We start from the raw sequence: 12,954 nt of genomic DNA on the forward strand, positions 1-12,954 counted from the left end.
CCTATTCCAGCAAGAGGTGGCGGGCGAGCCCTTCGATGTAGGTTTCATCCTGGCCGTTGGGGTGTGCTTCGAAGGCCAGGTGCAGGTATTCGTGGGTCAGGTCAAGGCGCTCTTGCAGTGTCTGCGCGCCACGCACGTAGATACGCTGACGTTCGCGGTCGACATAGGGCCGACCGAAGGCAAGGCGGCATACAGCGAAAGTGCTGACTTCGTTGTAGCCCGTTTCGCTTTCAAGCATTGGACGCCAGCCGCGCCGTTGTTTCTGCAGCCACTCCTGTGCGGCGGGCAATGCTTCACAGGACGCGACCGGGTTGTCCCAGCGGCTGAGACTTGCGCGTGGGTAGGCGTGCATCAGGATGGTGTCGTAGCGCTGACCGGCCTGGGCCTGTGTGACGGCTTGCTGCCAGGACAGTTTGTCCGGCCCGGGTTGATCGGAATGGTAGGTAACGGTGCTGCCGGCCAGGACCAGGTCGCTGGTCCACGCGGCGATGTCGCGAGAGCCGGACGCCGCCGGACGCGGTGCGACCCGCTGGCGGCTGCTGCTGTCGTCGATGCTCAGGCAGTCACCACTGCGCGTGGCGTTTTGCAGCAGGTACGTGCGGATGGCCACGGCCAGGGCTTTGGCGGCCTCGGCCGGTTCGGCACTGGCTTCGCGCTGGAGAACACGGGCAACGTACTCTTCGCGATCCAGACGAGCCACGAGCTTGTCGTTCAGCAGAAACAGTTCGCCGTCGCTGTGGATATCCAGCGCATTACCGTTGGCGAATTCAACGCTGTAGTCCCCCTGCAACGTTCCGGAAGTCACCACTGAGCCCTCCGACAACACGCGTCGAAGTGGATAGCGGGAGAACAACTCGACTTCTACGCATTTCCCTGCATCCGCAGGCCATGAAACAGGCATCGCCGTAGACAATGCCTGTGCGTAATCACGCAATACTCGCTGACTGGTGCCCCGGCCTCCGGCCCAGACCGGTGTGCCATCCGCCGTCCAACCGGCAAACCCGCCCTGGCGCGATGTAGCATCCTGATCAGCCAACCAGCTCCAGGTCTTCACTCGCAGGCGGCTTCCGAGTTCGCCGACGACATGGCCATCGGCGGCATTGAGCACCACATCGAGCAACACACGCCGGGCTTGTTCCTGTGCTGGCAGTACCGACAACACCTTCAACAACTCCGCCACCGAAACCCGAGTAGTCGGTTGCAGCGAAGGTAAATCCAGCAACCATGGTGGCGCCTGCCGCATCTGCCAATAGGCTCGCCAGTCGGCATCGCGGATGCCCAACCGCGCGGGCTCGAAATACAAGCCACATGACTTCACCAACGCCTGATCGCGCTCGATCCTGCCGCCAGCCGTGCAGCAATAAATCTCTTCCTTCGACTGGCCGCGACATTCATAAGCCGACTCATGTGCACCGCTATCGACCAGCCAGGCGTAGACGAACAACTTCCACACGCTGCCCAGCGGCGTCTGCAGCGTCTGCGGCAGCAGCTCGCGGCTGATCACCTGAGTTCGATTCAACGACAACAAATCACCCTTGAAAGCCAGGCGCAGCGGTTCGTCCTGCGCTGTCGCCAGCGCAGGGATCAAACACAGCAGACACCCCATCAGCAGCCTGTGCACGTCAGTGAACCGTGACCTGGCCCAGGACTGGCTTTTGTTCCATCGCCTGATGCTGCGGCACATACACTTGGGTGAATCGCACCGGTGGCAGGTTGAACTGCCCCTTCTGCGAGAAACGCACCAGATGCCGCAGACGCAATTCGCCACTCAAGGCGTCGACCGGAACGGCGTAAGCCATTTGTCCTGGTTCGAATCGCGCCTTCTCCAGCGCCGTTGGCTCGGTGCCAGCCTTGCCCATGAGCTTGATGCCCCAGGTCGTGCGTTCGACATCCGCGCCCGGTGGCAATGGCACTTCCAGCAGGCCATAGCGCAGCGGTCTGGCGGCTTTGCTGGTGACGATCACTTCGTCGAGATAAAGGTTATCGCTGGACAACGGCGCGTTGCCGACCGCTTCGAGCTTGAAGGTGAAGGCTTCATCCCCCGGCACCAGTCGCGACAGGCGACGGGTGATGGTCACGGCCATCGGATCGACCGCCGGCTGCCGGCTCCGGTAGCTCAATGCAGCACGCAGCGGACGCTCTTGCGCGCCGGTCAGCGACAACACGCCCGGCAACTGCGCGCCTTGCCACACCCAATAGGTTTCGCCAGTAGCGCCCTGTTCCGGCTTCCAGCCCTCGCCCGGCTTCAAAGCAACGGCCGGCGCGGCCTGCTCGATGCTGTGTTGCAGCCAGGTCAACGCCAACGCTCGTTCCAGCGTGGGTTGTTGTGGCAGCAAACGTTGCAGCAATGCCTGAACCTGCGTCTGATCGAAGGGTTGCTGCGGCAGGTTCAGTGCTTCGGCAAACGGCTGCGAACTGACCGCCAGACGCTGCTGCGCATCGCCCAGTTGTCGCTTGAAAGCGTCCGGTAGATTGACCTTCGACTGCTTGGCCAACGAGGCGGTCAAGACGCGTGCTGCGGCCAGGCCCAGCGCCGAATCCGGGTCGCTCATGACGAGGCTGTCTTCGCCATCCTCCAGCAGGTTGGCGGCATTACCCTCGCCGGCCTTCGCCAGATCGTCCATCAAACCGCTGAGCAAGGTGTTCACCGGTAATTGCATCTGTTTAGCGAACGACAGAATCAGCGCCCGCTGCAACAGCGGCGTGTTGTTCGCCTGTTTGGCGTAGACCTCCAGCACCCGCTGCCAATGCTCCGGCGGCAGGCTCAGTTCCAGCAGCTGGCTGGCGTGCCAGTCGGCGTAATAGGCGTAGGCGGTGAGGAATGCATCCGGCTCACCGTCCATGCCCCACCAGGTGAAGCATGCCGAAGGGCCGGCCATTTGTACCAGGCGCAGGCGACTGTTTTGCATGATCAGGCGCAAGCGATCGCGGATCTGTGGATTCGTCGCCAGCGTCGGGTAGGCGATGCTCAACGGCAACAGGTGACTGGCCGTCTGCTCGACGCCACCGTAGGGATAGCTCAACAGGTCGTCGAGGGCAGAACGGAACAACGCTTGCGGACTGTCATCCAGACGCAGGCGAATATCACTGGCGTCTGCCGGCAATGTCAGCGGTGTATCGCCGCCGCCCACTTCAAGACTCTGCGATTGTGTCACTTGCCAGCCTTCACCGGTTGCGGTCAGGTGCACCGCGAGGGTATCAGCGGTTTTGCCGTCCTGTACCAGCTCGGCGCTCCATTCGCCATTCGCCAGCTCAAAGGCCGGCAACGGGATGTAATTGATGCCGCTGTTCAAGGTCAACGGCACGCGCTGTTCGTTGCCGGCGTAATGAGTCACCAGTTCGGCCTTGACCGGTTTCTCGGCCTGGCTGAACGCAAATACGCCGAGGTCCGGTTTGTCGCCTGCGCGGAATCGGCTCGGTCCGCTCCACTTCAAGTACAGCGGTTTTTCCGAGCGTACGAATTGCTTCTTCTGCCCGACCTGACCGTCATCGGCAATGGCCCTGGCGGTGATGCGCCAGCGGGTCAGGGAATCGGGCATCTTGAAGGTGAAGCGGGTTTTGCCATTGGCATCGGTCAGCAATTCAGGTTGCCACGCAGCCGTGTCGACGTCCTCGCGACGCGGCCGCTCGAGTACCTTCACACCGCGCTCACTGCGATTGGCTTTGCCCGGTGCACCGGGGCTGCCCGGCAAGGCGACGTCATAACTGATGAACGACAGACTGGCGCTGGTGCGCACGTTATTGCGCCGTGGGTGATAGAAGAACTGGTCGATGCTCGGCGCGACTTCAGGTTGCAGGGCGTAGACCATTTCGTCGACCACGCTGACCGTCAGGTGCGCGGGCATCGGCTTGCCGGCGAACCGGGTGGTCAGGTCCACCGAGACGGTTTCACCCGGCTGATAGGTTTCCTTATCAGTGGCGATGGCCACGTCGATCTGTGGCGTTATCACCTTGATGCCGGCGTTCTGGAAGCTGTACTGGCCGCCCTTGGTGTACAGCACCGAGAAGGTCAGGTTCGGTGCGAAACCGTCCTTCACCAGGATGCGCGCGCGGTATTGGGTATCGCTGAGTTTTTCCATCTTCAGCCAGTCGCCGCCCCTGGCCAGCAACGCAGTCGCCTCGACCTTGTCCCGCTCCAGCGACAGCAAGGCATCGTTGACCGGCTCCGGGAAAGTGATCAACGCCAGCGCTTCATCGCCGGCCTGGTACTCGGGTTTATCGAGGACGATTTCAACCGTGCCAGGTACGGCTTTGACACCTTCGCCGGTAACCGAATGCCCGGTGGCGCCGACCACACGACCGTGGTCATCCTTGAGCGTCAGGTTGTAGGTGCCCGGCCGGTCAAAGGCCAGGGTGAAACTCTGGTCGGTTGCCGCGAGCTTGCCTTCGCCGGTGCTCTGGTCCTCCAGGCGCACCCAGCCGTAACTGCCAGGCGCAACGGCTTCGACCTGCTCGCCTTCGCGGGTATAGCTGAAGGCAACCTTGTCACCCACCGCGCTGAAGCGCCGGGGGGCACTCAAGCGGAAATTTGCCGCACCGCGGTCGATGAGGATTTCCTTGGTGGTCTTGACCCGATACGCCGCGCCATCGCTGGCAAACACCGTGAGCATGTAGCGACTCGGTTTGTCGGCGGCCGGCAAATCGAGGGACGCATTGCCCTTGGCATCGGTGGTCAGTTCGGTACTGGTCAGTTCCACCGGAAATTGCCCGAGGTATTGCAGTTCGTTGTCGACCATCGACAGCTGTTGAGCGCGCAGACTCAGGTTCAATTTTGCATTGGCCACCGGTTTTCCGTCCGGGTACAGCAGCACCAGGTTGCCCTTGACCGGTTCGCCGGTACGGTAATCCTGTTTGGCCAGAGTGAGCGAAATCTCGAAGTGCGGCTTGATGTATTCAGCGACGCGCAAGGCGCTGCTGTAGGCCTGATCCCTGTAGTTGAAACGCAGCTCATAACCTCCGGCCACAGCGTTGTCCGGCAACTCGAAACGGCCCTGGGTGCCGGCCCTGGAATCGAGCTTCAGATCGAGGGATTGCAGCGCCGTGCCGGTCGCATCGAGTACGGTCACGTTGACGTCGGCAGCGGTTGGCTGCACCGAGTCCCGTGCGTTCTTGAATTCACGTCCGACGATTTTCAGCGACACCCAATCCCCCGGCCGATACAGCGGCCGGTCGGTGAAGGCATAAAGTTTGGTGTCGTATATTTCGCTGTCGTAGTAGAAGTTCTCGGAGACGAACACCCCGCCCTCTTCGTCTTCGCCGATCACGAACGAACGCTCGGGGCTGACGTGTTTCAGGCGCAGCAAGCCGTCGCTATCCGTGGCGCCGCTGCTCATCACGCCGAGGCCATCGGTCCACAGCACATTGACCTTCGGCACCGAGCTGCCTTCGTGTTTGCGCGCAGCCCACACCAGCAATTCGTCACTGGCAATCTTGCTCACCGCCACGGTGTTGGAGACGAACACCATGGTCGTCGCGCGGTACTTGCCGATCAGCGCTTCCACCAGATAAAGACCCGGCTTGAGATTGCCCAGCGGGATGTACACGTTGCCCGGCGCGACGCTGACGAATTCACTGGAAGAACCGGCCAGGTTCACCCCGTCAGGTGGCTGGATCGGCTTGGCCTGCCACAGCGGATAACGGAACTGGCTGACCACCGGTAAACCCGGTATCAGCGCGAATTGCGGCTGTGCATCGTAGGGCGTTGGCGCGGCCATCGCATTGCCCATCTTCAGTTCCGGCACTTCCTCGGTGACTTGTTTACGCGACTCGTAGGAAAACGCCCGCTGCATCACCCGACGGGATTTGCGATACCAGTTGTCCCACAGGTAAGCGAGGGTGTTGGACAGACCTTCACCCTTGAACTGGCCATCGCTGACCACCCGATGCAGGTTCTTCTGGCGCTTGAGAAAATCCAGCGGTTTGTCGATGCGATACACCCGAATGTCGGCACCGCCGTAGGGTTCCATACGGAAGCGGCGATAGTCGCGGCCCGGCGCTTCAAGGCGCACCATCGCCTGTTCATCGCTGGCAAAACTGCTGTCGGCCAGCAGGAAAAAACTCTCGCCGGCCACCGGCGTGTAACCGCTGGGTGCAACGGAATCGTCCGCACGGACCACCGACACGGACAACAACAGGACTAGCAGCAACGGCAATTTCGAGCACAGGCGCAGCATGCGGGCACCGGTCATTGGGAGAGAAAATTCAGTCGATAGACGCCGATGAAGTTGGGGTTGGCTGCGTCGGGTATCCATCGGGTGTCCTTCCATGTCATGAGTTGCTGCAGGCTTGCCGAACGCATGCCGTTGTCGGTGGGTGTGGTGGTGCCGGTGTGATAGGCGATGTAACGGCCCATCCAGATCATCAGGTGCTGTTCGTCACCCTGATCGAAAAACATCAGGTCGCCAGGGCGTGCCTGGGCCACATCGCGGCTGACCAGATGGCTGTTGAACTGGATCAATTTGATCGCATTGACGTACGGCCCGACCTTGCCGCCGCCCTGCTGCCATTGCTGGGCGAGACCGCGTTGAGCATCACTCAATCGCAGCTCCGGCGGCAGGTAGCGATTGGACAGGCCATTGCTGCGCAGCCATTTGTCGTCATGGACTTTCAGCGCTTCGTTAGCAGCGAAGCGCACCAGCCCGGCGCAGTCTTGCTGATACCAACGCGGGCTCGGGCCCTGGCTCAGTTGCTCCTGGGCAATGCGCACGAACCAGGCGCGGAATACCTGGGACTGCTGTGGGTCGAGCGGTGGTGTCTCAACGGCTCGGGCGCCCGCGCTCAGCAATAACGCCAGCAGGCCGAGACTGCGGATCAATGCCGTCACAGGGCTTTCCACTCCAGCGGCAGCCACTGCCAGTGGCCGTCGGGCTCGCTGCCCTCAGGCAAGGTCAGAGCGTATTTACCGTAGCCGCCGAGCTTGCGCAGTTTCGGGATCAGCCAGGTTTGCGCGGCGTTGTAGAACACTGGTTCCATGTCCTGGGGCAGGCTGTCGAGGGTTTCCTGCTGCATCAGTTGCGCCATGGAATCCGGGCCGAAATAGACCGGCATCAGCAGGTCTTTGGGCACCACGTCGGCCATCGGCGGGAAGCGTTTGTCGAGGGTGCCGAGGGCCTTGTCCACAAGCTTGTCGTCGAGGGAAAACAGCAACGTTGAACCGTGGCGCACCAAGCTGACTTTCATGAACGCCTTGCCGGTGATAGCGTCGGGGTTTTCGGCCTCTTTGGCCACATAGGGACCGAAACTGGAGCTGACCTGGCGTTGCCACTGGCGGCTCTGGCCTGCCTGTTTTTCCACCACCGGGAAGGCACCGTCTTCGACGTTGTTCTCGTAAGCACCGACCATCGAGCCGAACAGTTTGCCCAAATCGCCATCGAGTTTGCCGCTGTCGTCACCGTTGAGGCTGGCCACCAGCAAGGGCGTGTACAACCGTGAATCGGCATACCAGCACAGGCCCGCCGCGCCCGCCATGTGCTCTGTCAGCGCCTGGGCTACCTTCTCCTCGGCACCGAGTTTGACCAGCAGCGGTTTCTGTTGTTCGGCCGCCAGCGGCAACGCTACGCAAGCGCTGGCCCCCATGGGCATGGCTTGCCAGATCGGTTTGAAATCGAAGTCCGGCTGATTCTCCAGTTCATCCATGGCCAGAAAGCTGTGCCAGCCCTTGTCGTCCATGTCGAAGCGCAGGCCGGCGAAGTTCGGGATAAAACGCTGGTAACCCATGGCCAACACGCTGGCATTCACCGACAGGCGCTGTTTCACTTGCGGCTCACGAGGCACCAGGCCGAAGGCTTCGGGAAACAGTTTTTCGCCATTGAGCAGCGCAGCAATGGCCGTGGTCGACACGCTGCCCGGTTCCTCCGTTGCACCGCTTTGCGGATCGTAGAGTTTCGCCGGATTGGACAGAACTACCAGTTTGTCGCCATGGGACGCGAAAAGCAGCGCCTTGCTGGCGTTGTAATTGAGTTGATAGAGCGCCACGCCTTCGATACCGACCTTCAGGTCAGCGACTTTGCTCAGCTGCGAGTCGTCCAGCGCCACTTTGGCCAGCGGCTCCAGCACCTTGGCCAGCCCGCCGCGATCCATCACCAGCAGGAAATCCTTGAGCCGCCCATCCGCCCCGCGCCACAACGCCACGTCGGCAGGCTGATCGAACAACTGCTCGATCAAGGTGTCCTGCAGTTTCAGGTCGTGCTCGTAGATGATCCGCCGCAGGCTGCCGATCAACCCCAGGCGATCGGCGTGGTTTTCGTAATAGAAAACGAATTCTTCGGTCAGGGTTTCCTTGAGGAACGGCACTGCCAACAGGTCTTTGGGCAATTGGCTCAAGGAATGGGTTTCCAGCAGGCCATCAGGGCGACTCATACCCAGTTTGTCACTGGCCAACGCAGGCGCCGGGGCCTTGGGCTTGTGCATGAACCACCCGATCCCGCCGGCCACGACAACGACCAGGCATAACCCGATCAGCAACGTCGGCCAATGCAGAGAAGATTTGGCCGCGGGGGCGCCAGCGGCTGGGGTAACAGTGCTATCACTCATGTTCACAAAACCCGATGTTCATCCGTTGAGCGGGGATGCTTAGTAGTTGAAAGTCTTGACCAGCAGCAGGTCGCCGATTGCGCGCAAGGGCACGATGAACGTCTCGCGTTTTTCATCGACGGTGTTTTCGTTGAGCACCAGATTGATCTGCGAGGTGATCACCTCGTTCTGGTTGCTGGTCTCATCGAAGTTATAGCCGCCGCTGCCGAAGTTGCCCCAATAGTTCACGTAAACCAGATAGGTGCCACGCAGCGGTGCGGTCATGGTGAACATTTCCGGACCCGGGCCATCGACGCCGTCAGGGTCGAGGCCGCCGCCATTGGTCAAGGCCGGGTGCGCCCAGAAGGCATGCTGGCCATCGGGCGTGACGATGTGCAGGTCGAGCTCTGCCTTCGGATCGTCCCAGCCCAGCACCACGCGAATCTTTGCCGGCGTGCGCAGGTTGTTGGCTTCATAGAACTGGACACGCTTGAGGGACTGGCCTTCGGCGCTGCGGACTTCAACGCTGTTGGAACCGGCACCAAACGCATAGGGCCGGGCAAAACGCCCTTGCTCGTCGGTATAGAGATTCAGTGGATTGCCGTTGACCGCCAACGTGTGCGGCCCGCGCTGAGCGCCGATGGCCTTGAGTCGGCCCTCGATCATCGTGCGATTGCGCTGCACACCTCGGTCTATCGGCGGCGTGGGATAGGCGACTTGCGGGTTTTCGCCACGGTCCGGCAGGCCGTTGTAACGCCAGCCGCCCACCGGCTCCGACAACTCGGCATTCGGCGCGGCCAAAATCACCGGCGCGGTTGCCAACCCGATCAGCAGCAAAAGAAATGAGCGCATGTGACGCCTCCTGCCATGCATGACGAAACCTTGCGCCTGATCCTGGGCGCATTACAGATGTGGAGACTGCGTTTCGTCTGAAAGACCCCGTGACTACCGGGTCGTATAGGGCTCGAAGGTTAGCCATTCGGGTGCTTATTAACAATCGGACGTGTCTCAAAGTGCGGATGGATTCACGACACGCGGTGGACGGTGAGCCGAATAGCCTTTCCAATCGGCTCATCCTCTCTAGAGCATCAAGTACAGTACCCGGTACCAGATCAAATACCCCGATGAGGCGTAAACCTGAGGCCTGACACCGATGCACCAAACACCCCCGCTCATTTGCCCATAAACCCCCTATCTGCTAGTGTCGCGCCGGTTTAACGTCAACCGGAAATCGCCGCCATGGCCCGCAAAAAAGCTGCACTGGATTTCGAACAGTCCCTCGCCGACCTGCAAACGCTGGTGGAGCGTCTGGAGAATGGCGAATTGTCGCTGGAGGACTCGCTGGCCGCTTTCGAGCAAGGCATTGGTCTGACCCGCGATTGCCAGGCGGCGCTAGCCCAGGCCGAACAAAAGGTCCAGGTGCTGCTCGAGCGTGATGGCGAGTTGGCCGAGGAACCCTTCGACGCGGATCAGCCAGAATGATTGCAGCGTACTCGGCCACCAGCCAGGCCCGCGTCAACGCAGCGCTGGAAACTCTGTTCACCGCACCCAGCCCCGAGCTGGCGCGGCTGTACGAAGCCATGCGCTACAGCGTGATGAATGGCGGCAAACGCGTGCGTCCACTGCTGGCCTATGCCGCGTGCGAAGCGTTGGGCGGCAAGGCCGAGCAAGCCAACGGTGCGGCCTGTGCGGTGGAATTGATCCACGCTTATTCGCTGGTGCATGACGATTTGCCGGCGATGGACGATGACGATCTGCGCCGTGGCCAGCCAACCACCCACAAGAAATTCGATGAAGCCTGCGCGATCCTCGCCGGTGACGGCTTGCAGAGCCTGGCCTTCAGCGCCCTGCTTGACCCACGCCTGAGCGCGTCGGATGCCGAAATCCGCCTGCAAATGGTCAGCGCCCTGGCACTGGCGGCAGGCCCGGCGGGCATGGTCGGCGGTCAGGCCATCGACCTCGGTTCGGTCGGTCTGAAGCTTGATCAGAAAGCCCTCGAGTACATGCACAGGCACAAGACCGGCGCGTTGATCGAGGTCAGCGTCAAGCTCGGTGCCCTGGCCAGCGGCCGTGCCGAGAAAGACGAACTCAAGTCCCTGCAGGCTTATGCACAGGCCATCGGTCTGGCATTCCAGGTGCAGGACGACATTCTCGACGTCGAAAGCGATACCGAAACCCTCGGCAAACGCCAGGGCGCCGACATTGCCCGGGACAAACCGACCTACCCGGCCCTGCTCGGCCTCGACGCAGCCAAAGCCTATGCCCTGGAGCTGCGCGACCAGGCCCTGCACGCCCTGCGACCGTTTGACGCAGCGGCCGAGCCGCTGCGTGATCTGGCCCGGTATATCGTCGATCGCCGCAGCTGACGGCGAATCCGCCAAAAAAGACCAACGCGTGGGCAGGGGACGATGCATCAGGTAAACTGCCGCATCTTTTATACCTATAACGATTCGCCTGATGCCCACGACGTTTCATGAGATTCCCCGCAAGCGCCCGACCACGCCCCTGCTCGACCGCGCGAACACGCCGGACGGCCTGCGCCGGTTAGGCGAAGCCGAGCTGGAAACCCTGGCCGATGAGTTGCGCCTGGAATTGCTCTACACGGTCGGCCAGACCGGTGGGCATTTCGGTGCAGGCCTGGGCGTCATCGAGCTGACCATCGCGCTGCATTACGTCTTCGACACCCCGGACGACCGGCTGGTGTGGGACGTGGGTCATCAGGCTTATCCGCACAAGATCCTCACCGGTCGCCGCGAGCGCATGGGCACCCTGCGCCAGAAGGACGGCGTCGCGGCATTCCCGCGCCGCTCCGAGAGCGAATACGACACCTTTGGCGTCGGCCACTCCAGCACGTCGATCAGTGCCGCGCTGGGCATGGCAATTGCCGCCCGCCTGCAAAACAGTGATCGCAAGGCCATCGCGGTGATCGGCGACGGTGCGTTGACCGCAGGCATGGCGTTCGAGGCACTGAACCACGCGCCGGAAGTGGACGCCAACATGCTGGTGATCCTCAACGACAACGACATGTCGATCTCGCGCAACGTTGGTGGATTGTCGAACTATCTGGCCAAGATCCTTTCCAGCCGCACCTACGCGAGCATGCGCGAAGGCAGCAAGAAAGTGCTGTCGCGCCTGCCCGGTGCCTGGGAAATCGCGCGTCGCACCGAGGAATATGCCAAGGGCATGCTGGTTCCCGGCACCCTGTTCGAAGAGCTGGGCTGGAACTACATCGGCCCGATCGATGGCCACGACCTGCCGACCCTGATCGCCACCCTGCGCAACATGCGCGACCTGAAAGGTCCGCAGTTCCTGCACGTGGTCACCAAGAAAGGCAAAGGCTTCGCCCCGGCGGAAGTCGACCCGATCGGTTACCACGCCATCACCAAACTCGAACCCCTGGACGCCCCGGCCGCCGCGCCGAAAAAGGCCAGTGGACCGAAATATTCCGGCGTGTTCGGCGAATGGTTGTGCGACATGGCGGCTGCCGATCCGCGTCTGGTCGGGATTACCCCGGCGATGAAAGAAGGCTCGGACCTGGTTGCGTTCAGCGAACGCTTCCCGCTGCGTTACTTCGACGTGGCCATTGCCGAGCAGCACGCCGTCACCCTCGCGGCCGGCATGGCCTGCGAAGGCGCCAAACCCGTGGTAGCGATTTATTCGACTTTCCTGCAGCGCGGCTACGACCAGTTGGTGCATGACGTCGCGGTGCAGAACCTCGACGTACTGTTCGCCATCGACCGCGCAGGCCTGGTGGGCGAAGACGGTCCGACCCACGCCGGAAGTTTCGATCTTTCGTACCTGCGCTGCATCCCCGGCATGCTGGTGATGACCCCGAGCGATGAAAACGAGCTGCGCAAAATGCTCACCACCGGCCACCTGTATGAAGGCCCGGCGGCCGTGCGTTATCCACGCGGTAATGGCCCGAACGCGACCATCGAGAAAAACCTCGAACCGATCGAGATCGGCAAAGGCGTAGTCCGCCGCCAGGGCAACAAAGTCGCCCTGCTGGTGTTCGGCGTGCAACTGGCCGAGGCGCTGAAAGTTGCCGAGACGCTGGATGCCACCGTGGTCGACATGCGTTTCGTCAAACCATTGGATGAAGGACTGGTGCGTGAAATCGCGGCAAGCCACGATCTGCTGGTGACTGTCGAAGAAAACGCCATCATGGGCGGCGCCGGTGGCGCGGTCAGCGAATTCCTCGCCCGCGAAAACATCCTCAAGTCGATGCTGCACCTGGGCTTGCCGGACATCTACGTCGAACACGCCAAGCCTGCGCAAATGCTGGCCGAGTGTGGACTGGACGAGGCCGGAATCGAAGCGTCCATTCGCGAGCGCCTGCAACTGCTCAACATCTAAACGCAAACCCCTGTGGGAGCGAGCTTGCTCGCGATGGCGGCCTGTCAGTCAACTCAGATGCTGACTGATATACCGCTATCGCGAGCA

The 12,954-nt window shown here is 61.6% G+C and carries 8 protein-coding genes; 3 read left to right on the forward strand and 5 right to left on the reverse strand.

What is annotated here, in order from left to right; translation table 11 throughout:
* Position 1: 1 nt before the first annotated feature.
* Genes CAF65_RS22025 through CAF65_RS22045 form a run of 5 tightly spaced genes read right to left on the reverse strand, consistent with a single transcriptional unit; the run spans position 2 to position 9,363 of the window.
* Positions 2–1,606 (reverse strand): DUF2300 domain-containing protein, encoded by a 1,605-nt coding sequence (locus tag CAF65_RS22025; protein ID WP_371919024.1) that lies wholly within the window; start codon positions 1,604–1,606, stop codon positions 2–4.
* A gap of 16 nt (positions 1,607–1,622) precedes the next feature.
* On the reverse strand, positions 1,623–6,188 hold the full coding sequence (locus tag CAF65_RS22030; RefSeq protein WP_085718188.1) for an alpha-2-macroglobulin: 4,566 nt from the start codon (positions 6,186–6,188) through the stop codon (positions 1,623–1,625).
* Positions 6,185–6,823 carry a DUF1175 domain-containing protein gene (locus CAF65_RS22035; protein ID WP_085718189.1) on the reverse strand — a complete coding sequence of 213 codons (639 nt, stop codon included), beginning with the start codon at positions 6,821–6,823 and terminating at the stop codon, positions 6,185–6,187. The genes CAF65_RS22030 and CAF65_RS22035 overlap by 4 nt, the downstream gene beginning before the upstream one ends.
* Complete coding sequence (locus tag CAF65_RS22040; protein ID WP_085718190.1) at positions 6,820–8,532, reverse strand: DUF2138 domain-containing protein; 1,713 nt, start codon at positions 8,530–8,532, stop codon at positions 6,820–6,822. The genes CAF65_RS22035 and CAF65_RS22040 overlap by 4 nt, the downstream gene beginning before the upstream one ends.
* Positions 8,533–8,571: 39 nt before the next feature.
* A complete protein-coding gene (locus tag CAF65_RS22045; protein ID WP_085718191.1) occupies positions 8,572–9,363 on the reverse strand; it encodes a YfaP family protein in 792 nt (263 codons plus the stop codon).
* A gap of 387 nt (positions 9,364–9,750) precedes the next feature.
* Here CAF65_RS22045 and CAF65_RS22050 point away from each other — a divergent pair, with 387 nt between their 5' ends.
* The 3 genes from CAF65_RS22050 (at position 9,751) to dxs (ending at position 12,867) form a co-directional block, all read left to right on the forward strand.
* On the forward strand, positions 9,751–9,993 hold the full coding sequence (locus tag CAF65_RS22050) for an exodeoxyribonuclease VII small subunit (protein WP_007970180.1): 243 nt from the start codon (positions 9,751–9,753) through the stop codon (positions 9,991–9,993).
* Complete coding sequence (gene ispA, locus CAF65_RS22055) at positions 9,990–10,877, forward strand: (2E,6E)-farnesyl diphosphate synthase (RefSeq protein ID WP_008018147.1); 888 nt, start codon at positions 9,990–9,992, stop codon at positions 10,875–10,877. The genes CAF65_RS22050 and ispA overlap by 4 nt, the downstream gene beginning before the upstream one ends.
* A 91-nt stretch (positions 10,878–10,968) precedes the next feature.
* Entirely contained in the window at positions 10,969–12,867 is a 1,899-nt protein-coding gene (dxs, locus tag CAF65_RS22060; RefSeq protein WP_085718192.1) for a 1-deoxy-D-xylulose-5-phosphate synthase, read from the forward strand.
* Positions 12,868–12,954: the final 87 nt, after the last annotated feature.

The organism is Pseudomonas sp. B28(2017) (genome assembly GCF_002113025.1).
Lineage (GTDB): Bacteria > Pseudomonadota > Gammaproteobacteria > Pseudomonadales > Pseudomonadaceae > Aquipseudomonas.